At 40.1% G+C, this 21,584-nt stretch carries 18 protein-coding genes; 9 read left to right on the forward strand and 9 right to left on the reverse strand.

What is annotated here, in order from left to right; translation table 11 throughout:
- Positions 1-87: 87 nt before the first annotated feature.
- Complete coding sequence (locus tag EKM93_RS02765; protein ID WP_125712826.1) at positions 88-1,719, forward strand: malolactic enzyme; 1,632 nt, start codon at positions 88-90, stop codon at positions 1,717-1,719.
- Positions 1,720-1,872: 153 nt separating this feature from the next.
- On the opposite strand, the gene EKM93_RS02770 is transcribed toward EKM93_RS02765, so the two are convergent.
- The 3 genes from EKM93_RS02770 to EKM93_RS02780 form a co-directional block, all read right to left on the reverse strand.
- Positions 1,873-3,264: a sensor histidine kinase gene (locus EKM93_RS02770; RefSeq protein ID WP_125712828.1), complete on the reverse strand. Its 1,392-nt coding sequence runs from the start codon at positions 3,262-3,264 to the stop codon at positions 1,873-1,875.
- Positions 3,257-3,952 (reverse strand): response regulator transcription factor, encoded by a 696-nt coding sequence (locus tag EKM93_RS02775; RefSeq protein WP_125712830.1) that lies wholly within the window; start codon positions 3,950-3,952, stop codon positions 3,257-3,259. The genes EKM93_RS02770 and EKM93_RS02775 overlap by 8 nt, the downstream gene beginning before the upstream one ends.
- A 130-nt stretch (positions 3,953-4,082) precedes the next feature.
- A complete protein-coding gene (locus tag EKM93_RS02780) occupies positions 4,083-5,528 on the reverse strand; it encodes a DHA2 family efflux MFS transporter permease subunit (RefSeq protein WP_376923055.1) in 1,446 nt (481 codons plus the stop codon).
- A gap of 343 nt (positions 5,529-5,871) precedes the next feature.
- Here EKM93_RS02780 and modA point away from each other — a divergent pair, with 343 nt between their 5' ends.
- The 3 genes from modA to EKM93_RS02795 are packed head-to-tail and all read left to right on the forward strand — an operon-like array spanning position 5,872 to position 7,969.
- Positions 5,872-6,657 carry a molybdate ABC transporter substrate-binding protein gene (gene modA / locus EKM93_RS02785; RefSeq protein ID WP_125712832.1) on the forward strand — a complete coding sequence of 262 codons (786 nt, stop codon included), beginning with the start codon at positions 5,872-5,874 and terminating at the stop codon, positions 6,655-6,657.
- A gap of 12 nt (positions 6,658-6,669) precedes the next feature.
- Positions 6,670-7,338 carry a molybdate ABC transporter permease subunit gene (gene modB, locus EKM93_RS02790; RefSeq protein ID WP_125712834.1) on the forward strand — a complete coding sequence of 223 codons (669 nt, stop codon included), beginning with the start codon at positions 6,670-6,672 and terminating at the stop codon, positions 7,336-7,338.
- 1 nt (position 7,339) lies between these two features.
- Positions 7,340-7,969: an ATP-binding cassette domain-containing protein gene (locus EKM93_RS02795; protein ID WP_125712836.1), complete on the forward strand. Its 630-nt coding sequence runs from the start codon at positions 7,340-7,342 to the stop codon at positions 7,967-7,969.
- A 178-nt stretch (positions 7,970-8,147) separates the two neighbouring features.
- Here EKM93_RS02795 and EKM93_RS02800 read toward each other — a convergent pair whose 3' ends face one another.
- Positions 8,148-9,914 (reverse strand): glycerophosphoryl diester phosphodiesterase membrane domain-containing protein, encoded by a 1,767-nt coding sequence (locus EKM93_RS02800; RefSeq protein WP_125712837.1) that lies wholly within the window; start codon positions 9,912-9,914, stop codon positions 8,148-8,150.
- Between the two features lie 195 nt (positions 9,915-10,109).
- Between EKM93_RS02800 and EKM93_RS13475 the strand changes: the two genes are divergently transcribed.
- A complete protein-coding gene (locus EKM93_RS13475; RefSeq protein ID WP_164506968.1) occupies positions 10,110-10,283 on the forward strand; it encodes a hypothetical protein in 174 nt (57 codons plus the stop codon).
- Between the two features lie 111 nt (positions 10,284-10,394).
- Here the strand turns inward: EKM93_RS13475 and EKM93_RS02805 are convergent, their stop codons facing one another.
- From EKM93_RS02805 to EKM93_RS02825, 5 genes are all read right to left on the reverse strand, one after another.
- Positions 10,395-11,246 (reverse strand): aldo/keto reductase, encoded by an 852-nt coding sequence (locus EKM93_RS02805; RefSeq protein ID WP_125712839.1) that lies wholly within the window; start codon positions 11,244-11,246, stop codon positions 10,395-10,397.
- Positions 11,247-11,368: 122 nt separating this feature from the next.
- Positions 11,369-12,697, reverse strand: coding sequence for an APC family permease (locus tag EKM93_RS02810; RefSeq protein WP_125712841.1), 1,329 nt, complete (start codon positions 12,695-12,697; stop codon positions 11,369-11,371).
- A gap of 562 nt (positions 12,698-13,259) precedes the next feature.
- Positions 13,260-14,165, reverse strand: coding sequence for an ROK family protein (locus EKM93_RS02815; protein ID WP_125712843.1), 906 nt, complete (start codon positions 14,163-14,165; stop codon positions 13,260-13,262).
- A 26-nt stretch (positions 14,166-14,191) separates the two neighbouring features.
- The gene (locus EKM93_RS02820; RefSeq protein ID WP_125712845.1) at positions 14,192-15,214 is read right to left on the reverse strand and encodes an alpha-L-fucosidase; all 1,023 of its coding nucleotides are present in this window, start codon (positions 15,212-15,214) and stop codon (positions 14,192-14,194) included.
- A 21-nt stretch (positions 15,215-15,235) separates the two neighbouring features.
- Entirely contained in the window at positions 15,236-16,438 is a 1,203-nt protein-coding gene (locus EKM93_RS02825; RefSeq protein WP_125712847.1) for an MFS transporter, read from the reverse strand.
- A gap of 436 nt (positions 16,439-16,874) precedes the next feature.
- On the opposite strand from EKM93_RS02825, the gene aspD reads away from it, so the two are divergent.
- Genes aspD through EKM93_RS02845 form a run of 4 tightly spaced genes read left to right on the forward strand, consistent with a single transcriptional unit; the run spans position 16,875 to position 21,497 of the window.
- Entirely contained in the window at positions 16,875-18,461 is a 1,587-nt protein-coding gene (gene aspD / locus EKM93_RS02830) for an aspartate 4-decarboxylase (RefSeq protein WP_125712849.1), read from the forward strand.
- Between the two features lie 19 nt (positions 18,462-18,480).
- Positions 18,481-19,206, forward strand: coding sequence for a GntR family transcriptional regulator, LSA1692 subfamily (locus EKM93_RS02835; RefSeq protein ID WP_125712851.1), 726 nt, complete (start codon positions 18,481-18,483; stop codon positions 19,204-19,206).
- 14 nt (positions 19,207-19,220) lie between these two features.
- Positions 19,221-20,528 (forward strand): Sapep family Mn(2+)-dependent dipeptidase, encoded by a 1,308-nt coding sequence (locus EKM93_RS02840; protein ID WP_125712853.1) that lies wholly within the window; start codon positions 19,221-19,223, stop codon positions 20,526-20,528.
- Positions 20,529-20,549: 21 nt separating this feature from the next.
- Positions 20,550-21,497, forward strand: coding sequence for a N(4)-(beta-N-acetylglucosaminyl)-L-asparaginase (locus EKM93_RS02845; RefSeq protein WP_125712855.1), 948 nt, complete (start codon positions 20,550-20,552; stop codon positions 21,495-21,497).
- Positions 21,498-21,584 lie beyond the last annotated feature (87 nt).

The following is a 21,584-nucleotide window of genomic DNA, read 5'->3' on the forward strand; positions in this document are numbered from 1 at the left end:
TTTAGGATAGGTTATAATATAAATTGGCAGCCGTATTTTAGGCGAGGTACTTAAGTTTTAGATTAAAGAATAGCTGGAGGCATTGAGATGGCACAATCAGAATCGATTTTAAATAATCCTTTTTTAAATAAAGGGACCGCATTTACAAATGAAGAAAGACAGGCGTTAGGCTTAGTAGGGATGCTGCCTAGTAAGGTACAGACAATTACTGAACAGACAACGCAAGCCTACGGGCAGTTTCAAAGTAAGACGACAGATTTAGAGAAAAGAATTTTTTTGATGAATTTGTTTAATGAAAATCGCACGTTATTTTATCATTTGATGGCGGACCACGTGGTAGAATTTATGCCGATTGTCTACGATCCCGTGGTAGCAGAGTCGATTGAGCAATATAATGAACTCTTTTTAGCACCGCAAAATGCAGCTTTTATTTCAGTGGATGACCCAGAAGCTATTGAAGCCAGTTTGGAAAATGCTGCTGGCGGTCGAGATATCCGCTTGGTGGTCGTAACAGATGCCGAGGGTATTTTAGGCATGGGTGATTGGGGTGTTAACGGTGTGGATATTGCCATCGGAAAATTGATGGTCTATACAGCCGCCGCAGGGATTGATCCCGCGCAAGTATTGCCTGTAAGTATTGATGCCGGTACAAATAATCAAAAATTACTAGCAGATCCGTTGTATCTAGGTAATCGACATCAACGAATCTACGGGCCCCAATATGAGGCTGTGATTGATCGGTTTGTGACGGCTCAGCAAAAGCTATTTCCAGAGGCATTATTACATTGGGAAGACTTTGGCCGTGCTAATGCCCAAGCGATTTTGGACAAATATAAAACAAAAATTGCGACGTTCAATGATGATATTCAAGGCACGGGGATGGTCGTTTTAGCCGGTATTTTAGGCGCTTTGAATATTTCTAAAGAATCAATTACAGATCAAAGAATTTTATCTTTTGGGGCAGGCACCGCTGGCATGGGGATTGCCAATCAAATTATGGATGAATTAAAGCAAGCAGGCCTCACAGAAGCCCAAGCCAAACAACGATTTTACGCCGTGGACAAACAAGGCCTATTGTTTGAAGATACTGACGGCTTAACGCCAGCACAAAAGCCTTTTGTCCGTAAACGCAGTGAATTTCAAAATGCGGATGCATTGACGGATTTGGCCACCATTGTGAAGACCATTCAACCGACAATTCTTATTGGCACATCCACACAGCCAGGGGCATTTACGGAAAGTATTGTAAAAGAAATGGCGGCCCACACCCCACGGCCAATTATTTTTCCATTGTCTAATCCAACAAAATTGGCAGAGGCCAAAGCTGAAGATTTAATCAAATGGACAGATGGTAAAGCTTTAGTAGCCACCGGCATTCCGGCAGCCGATGTAACTTATAAAGGCGTGACCTATCAAATTGGCCAAGGTAACAATGCCTTAATGTATCCGGGATTAGGTTTTGGCTTGATCGCCGCCACAGCAAAAGTCTTAAATGAAGCGACTTTATCCGCTGCGTGCCATGCCTTAGGGGGGATCGTGGATACCTCAAAACCTGGAGCTTCTGTTTTGCCGCCGGTCTCCAAGATTACAGAATTCTCACAAACACTAGCCCAAGTCGTTGCCCAGAGTATTCTGGATCAAAAATTAAATAAAGAACCTATCGCCAGTGCTGAACAGGCCGTTGCAGCAATGAAGTGGCGCCCAGAATACAAGAATTAGAGGGTAAACCAACAGGAAATTTGGGCGTACATTCCAAAAAAGATAAACAAAAAAAACCAAGTCAAAATTTTTGACCTGGTTTTTTGTTTATCGGCATTAATATTAGTGCTCGTCCAAGTTAGCGTTTATTTCAGTTTCTAGAGATTTAAAGCGTCAATCGGTTTTTGGCAACGTTATTTTAAAAATACTGCCAGTGGGCTGGTTATCTAAAACAGTAATCGTGCCCTGACTTAATTTCACCAGTTGAGCCACAATGGCTAAGCCTAAACCGCTGCCTTTAATAGTGGCTGAATGAGATTGATCTACCCGATAGAATCGCTGAAAAATAGCGCTCTTCTGGTCATCTGGAATACCATCCCCTAAGTCGGCAACGGTTATTTCAACGGCTGTTTTAGTCTGAGTTAAACCTAGTGTAATTGGCTGATCTTCTGGTGTGTACTTACGGGCATTGTCCAATAGGGCCACTAGAATTTGCTGCAAAATGTCATCATTACCAGAAACAATAACATCTGCGGCTAATTCTAATTGTAATGGCTGCGGGATCATAGGTTGGTAGTGCTGACTGAGCCGTTGGATCAAAGCTGTTAAATTTAGAGGTTTAAAGTCAATTTTAGCCTTATCTGCTCGGGACAAGTGTAATAAATTTTCAATTAATTCTTGCATCCGCAATGATTCAGCGTCAATAAAATCTAACGATTCCGGGATAACTTCTGGGTGGGCTTCACCACGGCGTTTGATCAAACCAATATTGCCGCGAATTGCCGCAATCGGTGTCCGTAATTCGTGGGAGGCATCTGAGATAAATTGCCGTTCTCGAAGCAAACGCTGATTTTGAGCGGATAGTAAGCCGTTAAAGGCGGTACCCAACTCATGAATTTCTAGCGGACTATCCGGGACTGATAAATTGGGCTGTTGTTGTTCTAAATTCTGACTAGATTTTTTAGCTTCATTGGCTAAACTTAGAGTCGGTGCACTGAGCCGTTGCGCAAGGCGTCTGGCCCAAAGACTGCCAAAACTAACGGTAATAAAAATTGCAAAAATAGTTAGAACTAAAAGAATCAATAAATTTTTAATCGTATTATTCAAACTGACCCAGAGCTGATAGGCGGTTTTACTATTTTTTTGGGTGTAGTACAAAAATAACCCGTAGTTCGGAATATAAACAACATTTTTTAAAAAATAAATATGATAGTTCTTACTAGCTAAAAATTTCTTTGAAGAAGGGGTGGTCATAATGACCCGATCCCGTTTGAAGGAAGCTGCGGTGACCGACTTATCTTTTGTTTTTACCCGAATAAACGTATTTTGTTTTGTATGCCGATTGGCTTGGTTATTCCACTGAATGAAGTTGGGGATGCTGTTAACATTAGCCCGATTCAAACTCATCATCAAGCCTTGTGCTTCTCGGGCAGTGTTGACGGATTGCTGGGCGGCCACAAAGATCAAAATAATGATACTGATCGCTAAAGTGATGCTAATAACAAGCCGCCGGATCGCTTGATTAATTACTTTTTCATAAGATGGTGCCGGTTTTGTTTCAGCCATTAGCGACCGCCTCAATGGCATAGCCCACACCTCGGATGGTCTGAATTAAAGGCTGTTCATTTTTTAAATCAATTTTGCCCCGTAAGTAACCGACATAGACATCCACCACATTTTGCTGACCGAGGAAGTCTTCGCCCCAAACGTTATCTAACAATTCATCCCGGGTAAAAACTTGGCCGACATGTTGGAGGAAGAATAATAACAAATCGTATTCTCGGCGGGTAAGCTGCACCACGTTACCGTTCCGAGTTACTTGATGAGATTTTGTATTTAATATTAAATTTTCAATCTGATACGTCTGATCTGGATCTACCAATTGGGCTGCACGACGTTGAATGACCCGGATTCGAGCTAATAATTCTTCGATTTCAAATGGCTTTGTAATATAGTCATCAGCGCCATTATCTAAGCCGGCTACTTTGTCACCGACATAATCTCGAGCCGTCATAATGATTACAGGGACTTGATCGTGTTTACGAATTCGCCGTAAAACTTCCATACCATCTAATTTGGGTAACATCCAGTCTAATAAAATTAATAATAAATCGTTTTGGTGTTCGTTATATAAAGTCATCGCTGCTAAGCCGTCTTGAGCCACGACCACTTGGAAATCTTCAAACTGCAGCTCTTTTGTCAAATAGCTGGATAAGCTTAATTCATCTTCAACGATTAAAATAGTATCTTTCATAAAAAAACCCCCGGTTCTCTGCATATTAAGCTAATTATAATGGAAAATACTAATTATTTGTTAGAATTCAATTCAAAATGAAATTAAAAAATGCTGACCAGTCACAAAATTGTGATAAGTCAGCATTTTTTTAAGCGTTGTGACGCTCTTCTTTAATAAATAACGTAATAATTAAAGCAGCAATTGTCAAAATTAATGGGAAAATTAAACCTAGATGAACACCATTTGTAAAGGCAGTTTGGGAGTTAGCCGCCGCTGTACTTGTACTTTGACCAATCGCTAAAAGACTGGTAGCAACGGCCGTTGAAACGGCACCAATAATCTGTTGGAACGTATTCATAATCGTACTGCCATCACTAGCTGTCATCGGATCTAACGCATTTAGGCCAAACGTTTGAACTGGGGACATAGCTAGTGGAACTCCGATCATCATTACGATATGTGCTGTAATGACATAGCCCATTGCGGTATTTTTTGTTGTAAATAGCAGCATGATAATCCCAATTAAAGCAATTGTAAAACCGGAAACGGCTAATTTTTTAGCGCCAATACGGTCATAGAAACGACCAGCGATTGCTGAAAAGACAGCATTGACAACGCCTCCGGGCAGCATAACGATCCCTGTTAAGGCAACTGGAATGGCTAAACCTTTTTGCCAAAACATTGGTAATAAATACATTGAAGATAAAATAATACCAAAATCTAACATGACTAAAACAGAACCCATAGCAAAATTCCGCCGTTGAAAAACCTTGAAATTCAAGATTGGTGTTTGGTAATTTAATTGTCGGCGGATATAAACCGCTAAAATAATCAAAGCAACAACTAAAATACTTAAGACAAGTGGGGAAGTCCAACCGTGATCACTTGCTAAGCTAACCCCAGTGACTAAACCGCCAAAGCCTAATGTTGATAATAGAATAGAGAATAAATCAACTTTTGGTTTAGATAATTTACCAACATTCGGTAAATATTTAACTGCAAAAATCAGACCTAATAATAAGAAAGGGATAAAAGCCCAGAATAACCATTGCCAAGATAACGCACCGATGATAATTCCGGCAAGCGTTGGCCCGATCGCTGGGGCAAACATGATGACTAATGAAATCATCCCCATGGCACTACCTAATTTATGCGGTGGGAAAATTAAAGTGGCTACCGTGAACATTAAAGGCAAAATTAAACCTGTCGCAATACCTTGAATCATTCGACCAATTAATAAGATCGAAAAAGTACTAGCTAAGGCAGAAATTGCAGCACCCACCATAAAATCAATAAGGGCAAAGATAATTAAAGTTCGCGTTGAAAGCCAGCGACTTAATAAACTGGAGAGAGGCAAAACAATACCAATTACTAACATATAGCCGGTAACAAGCCATTGTGCCGTCCCCACACCGATATTTAATTGGGTCATCAAACTCGGTAGAGCAATATTTAAAGAAGTTTCGCTGAGCATTCCCACGAAACCGCCAATTAGCATCCCCATCATTGCTAACATTGGTCGTTTTATGGGAAAAGCAGCCGTTTCCGGTACAGCCTTCTTTTGAGTTGTCATTTTATCCATTGTACTTTCCATATTTAAATTAAAACACTCCTTCATCAAATTTTTATTTCGACAATTGATTACACTACCATAAAAAAATATTTTTCGTAAGTTTTTTTTGAAACTAGCACACAAATAAAATGGTGTTTTCAGAAAAATATTGTCGTTGTCGGCTTAAGCTCATAGATTCACATTCATAAATATGAACCACTAGACAGATGATATATCAGTCTATACGGGATTTTCTAATCTATTTATCAGGGCATCATAATATTAAATTGAAGGCAAACAGAATTTTTTTTAGCTTTTTTACTGTAAGGGTTTTCATATAAAAAACTATATGGTATATTGGAATCACAACAAAGGAGGATGAAACATGAAAAAGAAACTTTGGCTTAGCGTTGCTATAATTTTTGGGTTACTACTAAGTTTACCCACTTTATTGGGGGCGCAGCCAGCACAAGCAGCCAGTAAAGTAACCGTACATTATTCGGCCGCAGCGAGTTTGAAAGATGTATTAACCAGTATTTCTAAGGATTATCAGAAGAAACATCCAAAGACTAAAATTGAATTAGACTTTGCAGGTTCCGGACAAATCAAACAAAAAGTTTTGAGTGGGGCACCAATTGATGGCGTGTTAACAGCTAGTAAAGCAGATATGACGGCTTTGACAGACGCCAAAAAAGCGAAGAGTACGTTTGCCTTATTAGGGAATTCTTTAGTTTTAGTTCAAAGTAAACAACAAGATAAGTTAACTGGGGATTTGGCAGCGCAATTGAACGCCGCTGAAAAAATTGCTTTAGGCGAACCAAAAGCAGTACCTGCTGGTCGCTATGCTACAGAAACTCTAGACTATTATAAGTTAACGGATACATTGCAAGACAAATATGTTTATGCCAATGATGTCCGCCAAGTTCTGGCTTATGTTGCCGCTGGGAATGCGCAAGTTGGTTTTGTTTATATGACCGATGCTAAAATCAGTGATGATGTTCGAGTGATTAAAAAAGTCTCTGAAAAATCTCATACCCCAATTCGTTATTATGTCGGTGCGACAACAACAAATAAGAAAAAATTAAAAGCTGTTAAAGACTTCAATAAATACTTGAAGACAAAACCAGCTGTCAAGAAATTTAAAGCAGCTGGCTTCTCAATGGTGAAGTAAGGACTGTGAGCCATGTTAATAACACCAATCGTCCATTCTTTAATTATTGCCATTATTGCGACGACGTTAACCTTTTTAATTTGTCTGCCAATTGTCTATTTATTGATTCGGCATCCGATTAAATTAAACTGGTTTGTAGAAAGTCTATTTTTACTGCCGTTAGTGTTACCACCGACAGTTGTAGGACTATTTTTACTGCAATTATTTGGTAAATATGGTATTATAGGACGGTTCCTAGCATTATTCGCAGATTATTCTGTGATCTTTACCTTGACCGGTGCAGTTATTGCGACCATTATTGTAGTGTTACCAATAATGTACCAGTCAATTAAAGCTGCTATTTTATCCGTTGACCCCACCTTATCCGAGGCTGCTAAAGTCATGGGTGCCACACCCTACGAAATTTTACGTTGGATTATTTTGCCCAACGCTTACAGCGGCATTATTGTCGGATTATTACTAACGTTTTGCCGGGGGTTAGGGGAATTCGGTGCATCATTGATGGTAGCTGGCTACATCCAAGGCAAAACAGATACCATTGCCACCGCCATTTATTTCGCCATTCAAGGCGGTGACAATCACACGGCTATTGTGTTAAGTCTTTTAGATGTTTTAATCGGCATCATTGCCTTATTGTTCATTCAATTTTTGAACTATCGCACTAAAGAAGTGAGGCAATAATATGTTAAAAATTGACATTCAAAAGATGATCAACAAAGAACCGCTACATTTCAAAATGACAATGGATCAACAGTTTTATGGTCTAATGGGCTCATCCGGTTGTGGTAAAACCACGATTTTGCGAATTATCGCTGGCTTAGCACAACCGGATGCAGGCATCATTGAATTTGACGAACAAGTCTGGCTTGACACGGCAGCTAATATCTCGCTGCCCCCAGAACAGCGGCATATTGGCTTTATGTTTCAAAGTTTAGCTTTGTTCCCAAATATGACAACAAAACAAAATATTGACTTTTACCGGCGTACAAAAGTTGGCAAAACTTACGGCGGTGTGTCTGAGGCAGTGGCCCAACAATTAGTCACTACTTTAGGTTTGACCCCTTTAATGGATCAAATGGTTACGCGTTTATCCGGCGGGCAGCGACAAAGAGTCGCCCTTTGCCGCGCATTGGTGCAACAGCCTAAATTATTACTACTAGATGAACCCTTTACCGGGCTAGATGATGATTTAAGGCAAAAAACGATGCAATTAACCCGTGAAGTTTTGAGTCAAACTCAAACACAAGTCATTATTGTATCCCATCGTAAAGATGAAATTTTGGCCTTTACGGATAATATTTATGGAATGTAATTTATCGGTGATTTTGTAATCGCTGACAATGAGGTTACAGCAGTAATACTGCTGGCAATGACAACCGTGTGAAAATGCTGCCTACACGTTTTTAAGCGCTGTAGGCATGTACATCAGAACCAAGGCATTAAAAAAGCGATCTGACTTTTGTACTTTAAAGTCAGGTCGCTTTTCTATATTAAAAGGGTGCTTGCATTTGTGTATAGTAATTTAAAATTCGACCGGCATACGTATTTTTGTGGAAATTGGTTTGAATTTCTTGTTTTAAACCGGTCAAGTCATCGGTGATAATGCCATCCACATCTAAAAAGATCATCTGAGACATCTCAGTTGTGTCGTTGACGGTCCAAGCGTAAACCTTCTTGTGCTGTAAGTGCACCGCGTCAACAAAAGTACCGTTTAGCGTTGTATATTCCATCGTAAATGCATCGGCATTGCTTTTAGGCACACCGGATAAATTAAAGGACAGAATATAGCTGGCGGGGATATGGGGCATATATTTTTTGCTCTGTTCAATGTAGTTATAACTTAAGGAGTGAATCATGGCTTTATTTTGAATTAGTTGTCGATTGTATTTTTGAGCAAAGCGTTTGACAAAATTAGCACGATTGCCACGAACATCTTTAAATTCGACTAATAGTTTTTGGTCCAGTGCATTCGCCGTCTTTAAATAGTCGTCAAAACTGGCGATAGATGCCGTTTGACCGTTTTCATGTATCTTTGTACCAGTCAGTTGTTTTAACGTCATCTGGCTAGGTTTTTTATTGATACCAGCCAATTTATTGAGGGTGTTATCGTGTAACACCACAAATTGATGATCTTTAGTTTCTTGGACATCCATCTCAATGTAAGTTGGTTTTAGTTTCGCCGTTTTCTTTAACGCGGTAATTGAATTTTGAACACCGTTACCATTATCAACGCCCCGATGCGAAATCGTAGCGGGTTTTTCAATCAACCAATTTTGGAAATAGGCCACGCTGTAGCTGATAAAGCCGGCTATAGTAACGGTTGCTAAGGTAATCCAAAACCATTTGTGGGTGCGATGTACTTGCCGGCTGTACTGGTAAGTGGCACGGGTTTGACTCAAAATAATTAAAGCACTGATTGCCGTCATATAAATACTGATAATATAATTAAATAATTGGACTAACGATAAATTTAAGATCGCCATCGGCAATTTTAAGAAGGTGACGTGATCAAAAAGCCACTGCAGGCCTAAAATTACCCCAAAGGACAGCTGAGAGAAAATAGCGGCTACAATTGCGGCGGCTAAAAAGATACCTAAATAATATAATAATTTCCGTCTGGTGATGGCCCAGCTGCGTTTCATAGCGGCTCGGATAGACTTATGTTCAAAAATCATCAAAGGGATGACAAACAGCCAGCGCAAGCCGTAATAAAAAGCCAAGGCATAAAGGGCAAAAACTAAAATAGCCAATGGGAGATGATCTGTAACCAGCCATTCTAAAATAAATTCTGGGATTTTAACCTTATCTAATAAATTAGACGATAGCCCAAGGGTGCCAAAAGGGATGATCAACAGAAAATATAATAGGAAAAAGCCAAATGCTTTAAACGGTAGGGCATAAGTCTTATGCAGCACGGTTTTGAAATAATCGCGCCAACGTAAATTCGCTCGAGATTTGATCGCTTGAAAACTGACTAATAAGAGTGCAAATTGGCCAAAAACTAACAGTAAAATTAAGACTAAAATTACCAATAACGCTAAAATTACTAACGGCTTGTGTAAGATCAGTTCTGGCAAATTGGTGTAGGAAAGATAATTCACATTGCCTAGATCCAAAACCGTATTGGTCAACCAACCTAAAGCAGGTGCTAAAATTAAATTACTAATCAATTGGACTAAAATGACAACTTGGCCATACTTCCAAAAGTATAACCAAAAGTCCCGGTTGAAGTCACGAAATGCGCGTAGACTGCCCATATAAAATTCCTCCAGATAATTAACTGTTATTTATCATACCCCCAGTTCAACAAGATTTATATAAATATTTTAAATCATTATTATTAAAGGATTGATAACGTTAAAATTATAGATTACAATTTAGGTGTAATCTGTATTATTAAAATGTATTAAAGGCTGTCCTTGTCGCAATTATAAAAAAAGGTGTCGATCACAATGAGAATAAAACCAAGAATTGATTCATGGGTCCTGTTTATTTTAGGTATTGCTGTTTTAATCGCTGATGTTGTTTGGAGTCGTTCCAATAATTTATTTTTACCGATTTTAGTTATCGGAGTCGCAATGATTTTACAATCTTTTGAGAAAAAAGAGAAAAAATCAACCTATTGAGGTTGCTCTAAAAATTGGGTAAGATTAAAAATATGATATTGTATTATAACTAATTAAAAAGTATAAGATATACCGTAATTATTTTACGTATATCTTATACTTTTTAATTTTCTATAAAATTGCTAATGGTTGTTTACGTGTTGGTGCTGGGAAAGCTTGATCTAATAAGGCTAAATCAGCTTCGTCTAGTTCGAGTTCACCAGCAGCGATATTTGCTTGCATATGTTCAGGATTACTTGTTTGTGGAATGGCTAAAACTTGTTCATTTCTAATCACCCAGGCCAACATCACCTGATGTGCAGTGACATGATGGCGTTTGGCCACTTCCAAAACTTCAGAGGTGTTGCTGACTTGGGTGCCATTATAACTGTCGCCGGCCCCCACAGGACTATACGCAATTAATGGGCAATTATGGGCTTTTTGCCAAGGTAAGAGGTCATATTCGATTCCTCGACTGCCTAAATTATATAAATCTTCATTGGCGCTGGCATTTGAACCTTGGGATAACTGCCAAAGTTCTTTCATATCAGCGGTATCAAAATTTGAAACACCCCAATTTTTGATTTTACCAGTGGTCTGCAGCCGTTGCAATTCAGCGACTGTTTCGGCTAATGGGACTCCGCCGCGCCAATGGTAAAGATAAAGATCCAAATAATCGGTTTTTAAGCGTTGTAAGCTGGCATCTAAACTTTGGGCCATTCTTTTTTTGGACGCATTGTTAGGGAGCACCTTTGAAATCAAGAAAAGATCCTTGCGTTCAAAAGGGGCAATTGCTGCGCCGACAAGGGCTTCAGAATCGCCAGAACCATACATTTCAGCAGTATCGATGACTTTTGCGCCGGCATGAATTCCGGCTTGAATTGCTGCTAATTCTTGGGCATAGGTTTGAGGATTACTACCCATATGCCAAGTACCAATGCCAATTGCCGGAACTTCTCGTCCAGCTAATATTAGTTGTTTCATCAAAAAAACCTCCAAATCTAAAACTGTTGTGTTTTGTCTACAGTTTAGCTGAAGGTTGTGTCGTATACAATTGGTGGCTGACCTAAATTTTTAGGTAGATTAACAATTTTAAGTCACTAGATTTATTGGCGGTTCTGCCGTAATTTGTAGAAGTAAAGTGGCACACCCACGGCCACAATGACTAAGGACAAAATAACGCCAGGTAAATCTGAACCAATTTCACTAACAATCACAAATAAGGCGCCTAAAATTGCAACTAATGGTGTCACTGGAAAACCAGGTGTTGAAAATGGCCGTAATTGATCTTTATTGCGTTTGCGAAGAATAAAAACGCCAATAAAAGCGGCCACATAAAAGCAATAAACTGTGAAAATACATAGATCTGAAAGCCGATCAGGATTAAAAAATAAAATCATGATGCTGGCATAAACTAAAATTGCCACAGTAGCCACAACTGGTTCGTGGGAGTTACGGGTCAAATAGCTAAACTGTTTAGAGAATGGTAATTGTTTTTGTTCAGCCATCGCATAGATGATCCGGGGGAAAGTCATAATCTTACCATTCAAACAACCGACCATTGAAACGATAATCCCGATATTTAACAAACGGCCACCGATTTTACCAAAGGCTGCATTTGCGAAGTACACCGTCGTTTGTTGGCCTAGCTGATGAATTTTTTCTGCGGGTAAAAAGTGTAAAACACCATAGCTGACTAGCGTATAGGCAATTAAGACTAAGGAAATTCCAAAAATAATGGCTTGTGGTAATAATTTTTGTGGATTTTTAATCTCGCCCCCTAAGTTGGCTACTAAAATCCAACCATCGTAGGCAAATAATGTTGCTAAAACAGCGACACCAAAGTTGCCAGTGGACTGACTAACAGAATGCAACGTCTGACCAAAGGCGTTTTGGTCACCAAAGAATAATCCAAAAATGATAATAGCAATAATCGGTAAAAGTTTGCCTAAGGTTGTAATGATCTGAAAAGCCGCACCCCAACGGTTTTCAAAAGCATTCAGAAGACCAATCAGCGCAATAACGCCGATCGCTAATGGTGCTTGCCAGCGGCTGCTTAAATCAAAAAAGCCAACAAGTAAAATACCTAAGTAGGCGGCAATGGAAGCAATGATGGCTGGGCCATAAACCGCAATTTGCATCCAGCCGGATAAAAAGCCCCAAATTTTACCATAGATTTTTTCCATGTACACATACAAACCGCCAGTATGTGGCATTTGTGCGCCGACTTCAGCGATAGTTAAACCAGCGGTTAGCGTGATCAAACCGCCTAAGAACCAAGCTAACAAAGCGTTAGCTGTCGAACCAGCACTATCGAGCACGGATGATTGTTTAAAAAAGATACCGGAACCAATGACAGTCCCAACAACTAACGATAATGCAGACCAAAAACCAAGAGAGCGGTTTAAGGTAGGTTCAGAATTTTCCTTTTGCATTCAATGCACTGCCTCACTTTCAGTGAATAAAGTTGTTATAAATGAACGCAATTAGCATACCAAAAATACCGATCAAACGCAATTTAGAATGCGCTTACCACGCCATTTATTGAAAAAATTACGAACTAATAATCAATTAACGAAATAAAAGTTCGATTAAATGAGAGCGCGAATCAACACGGGTGATTTCGCAATATAACCTAGACTTGGCAGGCAGTCGCTGGCGACTGTCAACAAGGCGTAGTTATATGTAGAAATCAGTGTTGGTGAGCGCGTTTAAGAGCCAGAGCGCGAACTGGAGCGGGAAAGCCTCAAGCATAACCTAGACTTACGACATAAGCCCGGTCTTGGCTTGTGAGTAAGACGTAACTAGGCGCAGAAATTAGTCTTTGGGAACGTGTTTAGCCCAGAGCAACAAAGTTACGATTTTTACAATGCACCTAGATTAACACCATAAACGATGGTTACTTAAAAGCTAAACTTACGCCAAACAAAAAACAGCCAGGCCAAAAGATTAGTCTCAGGTCTGACTGCATACATTATATAGAACATAGAATGGTCATTATTTAGAGTGGTTATTAATCAAAGGATAGATTGCACCAATTAAGTTAGCTTGATTATGAAAGTGTGCTGCCATAATTTCCGGTGTATGAATGGTGCGTTGCGCCAGATTGGTTACTTGATGGAAGGTCTCAAATTCACGTTGCAGCTGTTGGATTAAAAGTGGCTGCACGCTAATGCCACCGCCAATAACAATCCGCTGCAAATCTAATGCGGTTTGTAAATTATAAATTAACGCACCAACACCCCTGGTAAATGGCCTGAAGTACTGCCAAGCTTCAGGTACTTGGTTTTCCAAAGCCTGAAAGACTTGCTGGCCAAGGTTGTCACCCGCTAAATGCAAAGTATCCGCGATGGTTTCTACCATAGTGACCACGGATAACCCAGCAGCAGTTTGTGCGCGGGCATCTTTTTGAGACAAATCGGTGACCATGAAACTCGCCTCACCGCCAATGAAATGACTGCCATAATACAAAGCATCATTGATAAAGAGACAACAGCCGACACCAGTGCCTAAAACAATCATCGCACCATTTTGGATCGATTGTAAATGACCGCACCATTTTTCAGCTAAGGCGGCCGCATTACCATCATTATCCAAAACAATTGGTAAATCGATAGACAATGTTTCATGAAGCAGTGTTTCTAAAGCAACGTTTTCCAAAAAAGGTAAGGTCGCACAAGCTAAAACTAGGCCTTTTTTTGGATCAATCGTGCCGGGTAATGAAAGGCCCACACCTTGAATCGTTGCTTGGTAAGGTTGAATTAGATTTTTTAAGGTAGCGATGAAGACAGCTCGATCTTGGCGTGGTGTGGCGCATTCGTGCGTATCAAAAACAGTACCGTCAGCAGTGACGCAACCAGATTTAATTGTAGTCCCACCAATATCAATTGCTAAATAAGTCATTTTTTACCTACCTTCAGCTAAGTCAGCTAGTTGTTTTCTAGAGCTTGGGCCGCCTTTAAGTTTTGTTCTGCCTGCATTGGCACTCGACCTAAGCCGTCTAAGCCAATATTTAACAGATAGTTGATACCGAAATCGTTTAAATGCTTTTTATATTTATAAATCATTTCTGGTGTTTTCCAGTTTTGGTCATGGTAAGAAAAGCCCCAAGAGTCATTAATCGTCCCGGCTGTTTCATATAAGCCTAATGGGGATGGCTTGAAACCTTCAATAGCGTTGTAATCCACCGTATCAGCGTTAGTCCCATCATCTTTTTGTTCAGGAATCTCATTATCGCCCAATGAAACATAATCATATTTACCATTGCCCAACCGAGAGTTAATTAAGCAGTCTGGTTGTAGTTTTTTTACGGTGTCATAAATGCGTTGACTTTGTGCTTCAGATAAAGTCATTGGGACATCAAACCAAGCCGTTGCGATGTCACCGTAATTTGTCATGATTTCTTCAATTTGAGGCATGATTTTATTTTCAAAGCATTCATCAAAATCTTTTTTGCCAGTGAAGTCCCAGCTGTTATCCCAAGTTGTTCCGGCAGTTTCAATATCATTAGATAAATAACCGCCACCATTTGGTTCATGCCAGTCCAAATCTTGTGAATAATATAAACCAAATTTTAAGCCAGCTTGATGACAAGCTTGGGCTAGTTCACCGATCACATCCCGGTGGAAAGGGGTTGCATCGTAAACATTATAAGGATCCACATGTGAATGGTACATGGCAAAGCCGTCGTGATGCTTCGTTGTAACGACTAAATATTGCATACCGCAAGCCTTGGCTAAATCGACAATTTTAGTTGCATCAAAATAGATAGGATTAAAAATGGTCGCTAGTTTTTCATAATCCTTATTAGGAATTTGCAGTTTAGATTGAATCCACTCCGCATAATTACTAGAAGAACGACCATCATATTCACCGGCCAGTAAGGAATAAAGGCCCCAATGAATCATCATGCCATATTTGGCCTGTTTAAACCAAGTTACATTATCAGTCATAATACCATTACCTCCATAAAATTAAATTGAAAGTTTGTCTTTTTTAACAGTGAAGACATCAAACAAGGCTAAAAGCACATAGAAGAGCCCAGAATAAAAGATCATCATGGCAGGATCAGAAGTGTGTACTAAAGCACCAAAAGCTTGGAAGAAATAAGGGGCAACTAAGAACCCAATATTGATCCCGATAATAATGATTGAAGTGGTTAAGTTCATCGACCCTTTAGGTGAATAAGCCACCATTCGGGCGGTTAAAGCCGGATTGATGACCCCGTTACAAAAGCCGCAGACAAGAACTAAGACTAAAATTACCGGAATAGAGGTTGTAAATGGCATAATAATCAAGGCAATGGCTGTAGCGATATCAAAAATCGCAACGGTATATTTACCAAAAATTTTAGCCAATTTTTCAAAAAGGATCCCTGAGAAAATTGAACATAATACTAAAAAGCTAAAAATCCGCGTTACTTGAGCTGCAGAACCAATATGATGGTTCACGATATAGCTGGCAAGTTTTAGTGAAATTGCGGAGTAGAATAAGCAGACGAATAAGAAAATACCGGCCAATTTAATAACTTGGATATTCGTGCTTGGTTTAATATCTTCATTAGAAATATCCGCCTCTTTGTTATCGCCGTCCGCAACGATATTATCTAGCCGTTTAGGTACGAAAAGTCCTACTAAAATGATTGGTACCAATAAGAATAAGAACACAAGATAAGTTGTATGCCAGCTGACATTAATCAAGAAGCCAGCAATGAAAAGCATAATGGAATCCCCAATAGCCCCAATGGAGTTCCGCCAACCCAATAAACGGTTACGTTTTTCTTCAGGGAACAAATCGGTTATGTAGGAAACGCTAAGTGGTGTAAAAACCCCCATACCTACCCCAAACATGGCCCGAGAGACAAAGATAGAGGCGTAGTTGTAAAAGAAAGCAGGAATAATACCAAAAATCAAGGAAATCGCTAACCCGGCCATAACGGTATATTTTTTACCGAGTTTGTTAGAAACGGCCCCACTAATTACGGTACCTAAAAGCACCCCACCAGTGGGAATAACAATTAATAGTTCAATATTTGCTTGAGAGACGTTGGAGAAGAATTTCTCCATTAATGGAATAGTACCGGAGACGGCATTACTTACAGACATTAGGAATGAGATAGATAAAATCCCCAACGTTAGTAACCTAGTATTCTTAACGTTTGAATCAGTAGATGACATATTTACACTCCCTTACTAAAATAAAAAATCTAAACAGATAATGATTTCGGTGTTGATGATTGTCAACCATCACGCTGCCTTAGGGTGTTGCGCTGACTAATTGTTCCGGTAGGGCTTTCATTTTAATTGAAACCTCAATTAATCAGGACATCAAAGAACATTGATTTTTAAATATTAGGCTTTGTTAATATAGTATATACTAATCAGTCAATACCGTATAATACAGATATTATGATATACGCACTTCGAAACTTATGCAAGTCCTTTTAAGAAAGTTCTCTCAAATTTATTCAATTCTTATATCCGCTATTTAAAGCGTTATAATTTAGTTTTCAAAATAATAAATTCTGATATAATCAAATGAAAACAGTTGCAATTAATTTAAAGACAATATAGTATATACCATGTGATATATATTGTTGAGAAGGTGAGCTTAATGACAGAATCATCGTTTGAAGCGCTAAGTCCTTTTGAACTTGTTTTATATTTAGAACGCATTGTGACACAGCAGCCGGGAATTCCGGTTTTAAATGCTGGCCGAGGGAATCCAAATTGGACTGCGCCAACACCTAGAGAGGCCTTTTTCTTATTGGGGCAATTTTCGGTCCAAGAGACACTCTATGCAGGCGGTACTTTGACGGGAACACAGTTGAAACCGCTTCATGACCGTACGGTTCGTTTTTTAGCCTTTTTGGAAGCTCATCCGTGCCGTGGGGCGCAATGCTTACGGTGGCTGTTGACTGACCCAGCTTCACCATTGGGGATGTCGGCGGATCAATGGCTAAATGAAGCTTGTGATGCAATTATTGGTGACAATTATCCTAATCCAGTTCGTTGTTTGACATTAAGTGAAGCCCCACTCAAAGCTTATTTAACGCAGTTTTTATTCAACCAGCAAGCGGTTGCTATGGATGTTTTTCCGGTGGAAGGCGGGACAGCAGGCATCTGTTATTTGTTTGAGACCTTGTTGCAGACGCAGCTGTTGCAGACCGGGGACCGAATTGCTTTGTTTTTACCAACTTTTGCACCTTACTTAGAAATTCCGGATTTACCGCAGTATGATTTTGAAATTGTCAAAATTCAGGCAAAGCAAATTATCCAGAATGACCAGACAAGTTATCTTTACCCAGAAACTGAGATTGATAAATTAAAAGATCCTACAATTAAAGCGGCCTTTATTGTCAATCCTAGTAATCCAACGGCTAATGCCATGAGTGCTGAAAATATTGCGCAAATTCAAAAGCTGGTTCAGACAAAACGGCCTACGTTAATGCTGCTGACAGATGATGTTTATGGGACGTTCGTTCCAAAATTTCAGTCATTGTTCAGTGCATTGCCGAAAAATACGATTTGTCTGTATTCTTTTTCGAAATATTTTGGCGCTACTGGCTGGCGGGTAGGGGTTATTGCTGTGGCCCAAACGAATATTTTTGACCAATTAATTCAAGCACTGCCAACATCCTCAGCAAATTATGTGGCTAAGCGCTATGCATCCATTGCCACGACATCGGATACAATTCGTTTTATTGATCGGTTGGTAGCGGATTCACGATCGATCGTCTTAAATCATGCGGCGGGCTTATCCACGGTACAACAAGTTATGATCGCATTATTTGCGTTATACGGTATGATGGATGAAGGACAGGCTTATCAAGATGAAGTGATGGCGATTTGCCATGAGCGAGAACAGCAGTTATTCGCGGTTTTAGGGTTAAGTCAGCCATTGTCCAGTCGTGATACAGCCTATTATTGTGATATTGATTTGCATGCCTGGGCAAAAAAACGCTATGGCGCGAATTTTGCGAATTATTTACAGCAGCAATGGACGATCACCGAATTTTTAATATTATTAGCTCAGAAAAAAAGCTTACTACTTTTAAAAACGAGCCCTTTTGGCAGTGATACTTGGTGTGTTCGGGTGTCTTTGGCCAACTTGGCAACCGATCAATATCCAGAAATCGGCTATCGGCTGATTGCATTAATGGATGGGCTCTATCAGCAATGGACTTTAAAACGTAAGTGACATAAAGGAAGTATGTAAAATGGCAACTGCAAAATTTGAAGAAGTCGCAGCACAACTAACTGATCGAATTCGACGGGAAGTTTATTCCACCGCACAAAAATTGCCTTCTGAATACGATTTAGCTAAAGAATTTGAAGTCAGTCGTTTAACTATTCGTAAAGCGATTGATTTGTTAATTAAACAACAATTATTAGTCAAATCACCGGGGAAGGGCACCTATGTGATGTCTGGTGTCGGTAAAGTTGAAAGTGGCCGTATGGGTTTACAAGGATTCACCGAAGCCGCAAAAGCTTATGGCCGAACTAGTCGAACAGAAGTACTGCAATTTGAGCCATTAACGGATGTTTCTGATAAAATCTCCGATGCCTTAGCTTTAAAAACGCGGTTAAAACCAGAAGTTGATTTATTGATTCGGCGGCGTTTTTGGAATGAAGACCCTATGACGATCGAATATATTACGATTTGTCATGAATATGTGGAGGACTACGAAAAAGCTGACTTTGAAGGCTCTTTATTTGCGCTGTTGGAGAAAAAGGTAGAAATTGCCTATTCTCATGAAGCTATTGAAGCCACTTTGGTGAATGAAAAAATGGCTGAATTGTTAAACTTGAAAGTTGGAGAACCGTTGATGAAAGTTAATTCGGTTACTTATACAGCGGACGCCAAACCAATTTTTTACGATACATCTTATTACCGAGCAGATAAATATACCTTTAGATCCACATTAACGCGTTTTAAACAATAAGGGGATGTTTTGCAATGAACCAAACTGAAATGACAGCGTTAATTGATCAACAATGGCCATTATTTTTAAAAGATTTGGATCGAATGTTAAAAATTGCCAGTGTTCAAGGCCCAGCTGAACCTGGGGCACCATTTGGTGTTGAACCAAAGCGGGCGTTGACAGCAGTTACAGCATTGGGACAAGCTTATGGCTTTAAAACAGAGATTGTTAACGATGCCATGGCCTATGTTCAATGGGGGCCAGATGATCAAAATTATATAGGTATCGTTGGCCATTTGGATGTGGTCGCCGCTGGAAAAGGCTGGCATTTTCCACCATTTAGCTTAAGCGAACAGGCGGAGCGCTACTATGGCCGAGGTATTTTGGATAACAAAGGCGCTATCATGGCTTGTTTATTCGGCATGAAACTTTTAAAAGAGGCCGGCATTACTTTAAAACAAACAGTACGCTTAATTTTTGGTTCAAATGAAGAGAGTGGCAGTCAAGATGTCGCTTTATATTTGCAGCAAGAAAGACCACCACTTTTTGGTTTTACACCGGATTGTAAGTTCCCGGTAGTTTATGGTGAACGGGGTATCGTGAACTATCGAATCACTACGAAACTCACACCGGCAACATTAGCACGGATTAGCGATTTTGTAGGCGATCAAGCTAAAGATCACGTGCCTGATTGCTTAGCCGTTAGTGTAGATGATCAGTATTTTGAAGCTAAAGGCCGGCAGACACCTACGAATGCGCCTCAATTGGGTATTAATGCGATTACTGTTTTAGCAGCTGACTTACTAGCGTATCAGCAAGGCCCATCTGAATTGTTAATGTATGCACAATGGTTAAAGACCCGATTGGCAAATCAACATTATGGTGAAGGGTTAGGGCTTAATTATGAAGATGACGCCTCAGGACGCCTTATTATGACACCTTATTTGTGGCAAAAAACGGCTACAGGTTTTGCTTTGGAATTGGCCATACGGTATCCAATAACGATTCAAGAAACGCAAATTACCCAACAACTGCAACAAGTTTTACCAGAGCGTAGTACGTTAGAGATCATTCGCAGTATACCAGGTGTCCGAAAATCACCAGAGGCACCGTTTATTAAAACGCTGTCCAGAATTTATACTGAAATAACTGGTCTTGACGGTACACCAGTGACAACAACTGGCGCCACTTATGCACGAGTAATGCCGAATATTGTCGCATTTGGACCTTCTTTTCCTGGTCAAAAAGGCATTGCACATAAACAAGACGAGTGGCTGAATAAAGCAGATTTAAAACAGATGATGGCCATTTATATGGCAGCGATTGAAGCGATGGCAAACTAGAAAATGAAGGGATGAGAAAATATGTGGGGCACAATAGCAACATGGCGTATGGCACATGATGGCGTACTTAAAGCAAGTGAGGCATTACAAAAAAACGGCACTGCTGGAGATGCCGTTGAAAGTTTGATCAATGTTGTTGAAGCGTATCCCTACTACAAATCAGTAGGATACGGCGGTCTACCGAATGAAGAAGGCGTTGTTGAAATGGACGCAGCTTTTATGGATGGCGATACTTTAGCCCAAGGTGCTGTGGGTGGCATTCATAATGTGATGCATGCCGTTTCCGTTGCGCGAGCGTTGAGCCATGAAACTTATAACAACTTTAGAGTTGGTGACGGGGCAACAAAATATGCAACGTTAAATGGCTTTGAAATGACGAACATGCTGACGGATCGCGCAAAAGCACGCTGGCAAAAACGATTAAAAGAATTATCTAACCAAAGCTTAAATCCTTATGATGGCCACGATACTGTGGGCGCAGTGACGTTAGCGACCAGTGGTTCCATGGCGGCTGCCACCTCGACATCAGGCTTATTTATGAAAAAAGCCGGTCGTGTGGGTGATTCTCCAGTATCCGGTTCAGGTTTTTATGTGGATAGCCCGATTGGTGGTGCCGCCGCAACTGGCCTAGGCGAAGATATTATGAAAGGCTGTGTATCCTATGAAATTGTCCGATTAATGGGAACTGGCCTCAGCCCGCAAGCCGCTTGTGATCAAGCCGTTTATGATTTTGAAGCAAAATTAAAACGCCGTTACGGCCGAGTGCGTGAAATTTCAGTCGTAGCCATGAACGCTCAAGGACAATGGGGCGTGGCCACCAATGTTGAATTTACATTTAGCGTCGCCACCGAAACCGAAGCCGCTAAAATCTTAATCGCCCATCCCGGCCCAGATAAAACAACAAAAATTGAACCCATCACACAAGAATGGTTAACGGCATATGAAAAACGAATCAAAGCACCAATATAAAGCCAGAGCGCGAACTGGAGCGGGAAAGCCTCAAGCATAACCTAGACTTACGACATAAGCCCGGTCTTGGCTTGTGAGTAAGACGTA

Source organism: Agrilactobacillus yilanensis (assembly GCF_003946725.1).
In the GTDB taxonomy this organism is placed as follows: domain Bacteria; phylum Bacillota; class Bacilli; order Lactobacillales; family Lactobacillaceae; genus Agrilactobacillus; species Agrilactobacillus yilanensis.

What these genes read in the sequence shown, in the direction of transcription:
- modA (WP_125712832.1), top strand. Translation starts at nt 5,872, where the DNA reads ATGAAAAAGAAACTTTGGCTTAGCGTTGCTATAATTTTTGGGTTACTA.
- EKM93_RS02835 (WP_125712851.1), top strand. Translation starts at nt 18,481, where the DNA reads ATGGCAACTGCAAAATTTGAAGAAGTCGCAGCACAACTAACTGATCGA.
- aspD (WP_125712849.1), top strand. Translation starts at nt 16,875, where the DNA reads ATGACAGAATCATCGTTTGAAGCGCTAAGTCCTTTTGAACTTGTTTTA.
- EKM93_RS02780 (WP_376923055.1), bottom strand. Translation starts at nt 5,528, where the DNA reads ATGGAAAGTACAATGGATAAAATGACAACTCAAAAGAAGGCTGTACCG.
- EKM93_RS02815 (WP_125712843.1), bottom strand. Translation starts at nt 14,165, where the DNA reads ATGACTTATTTAGCAATTGATATTGGTGGGACTACAATTAAATCTGGT.
- EKM93_RS02805 (WP_125712839.1), bottom strand. Translation starts at nt 11,246, where the DNA reads ATGAAACAACTAATATTAGCTGGACGAGAAGTTCCGGCAATTGGCATT.
- EKM93_RS02840 (WP_125712853.1), top strand. Translation starts at nt 19,221, where the DNA reads ATGAACCAAACTGAAATGACAGCGTTAATTGATCAACAATGGCCATTA.
- EKM93_RS02845 (WP_125712855.1), top strand. Translation starts at nt 20,550, where the DNA reads ATGTGGGGCACAATAGCAACATGGCGTATGGCACATGATGGCGTACTT.
- EKM93_RS02825 (WP_125712847.1), bottom strand. Translation starts at nt 16,438, where the DNA reads ATGTCATCTACTGATTCAAACGTTAAGAATACTAGGTTACTAACGTTG.
- modB (WP_125712834.1), top strand. Translation starts at nt 6,670, where the DNA reads ATGTTAATAACACCAATCGTCCATTCTTTAATTATTGCCATTATTGCG.
- EKM93_RS02810 (WP_125712841.1), bottom strand. Translation starts at nt 12,697, where the DNA reads ATGCAAAAGGAAAATTCTGAACCTACCTTAAACCGCTCTCTTGGTTTT.
- EKM93_RS02800 (WP_125712837.1), bottom strand. Translation starts at nt 9,914, where the DNA reads ATGGGCAGTCTACGCGCATTTCGTGACTTCAACCGGGACTTTTGGTTA.
- EKM93_RS13475 (WP_164506968.1), top strand. Translation starts at nt 10,110, where the DNA reads ATGAGAATAAAACCAAGAATTGATTCATGGGTCCTGTTTATTTTAGGT.
- EKM93_RS02775 (WP_125712830.1), bottom strand. Translation starts at nt 3,952, where the DNA reads ATGAAAGATACTATTTTAATCGTTGAAGATGAATTAAGCTTATCCAGC.
- EKM93_RS02795 (WP_125712836.1), top strand. Translation starts at nt 7,340, where the DNA reads ATGTTAAAAATTGACATTCAAAAGATGATCAACAAAGAACCGCTACAT.
- EKM93_RS02820 (WP_125712845.1), bottom strand. Translation starts at nt 15,214, where the DNA reads ATGACTGATAATGTAACTTGGTTTAAACAGGCCAAATATGGCATGATG.
- EKM93_RS02765 (WP_125712826.1), top strand. Translation starts at nt 88, where the DNA reads ATGGCACAATCAGAATCGATTTTAAATAATCCTTTTTTAAATAAAGGG.
- EKM93_RS02770 (WP_125712828.1), bottom strand. Translation starts at nt 3,264, where the DNA reads ATGGCTGAAACAAAACCGGCACCATCTTATGAAAAAGTAATTAATCAA.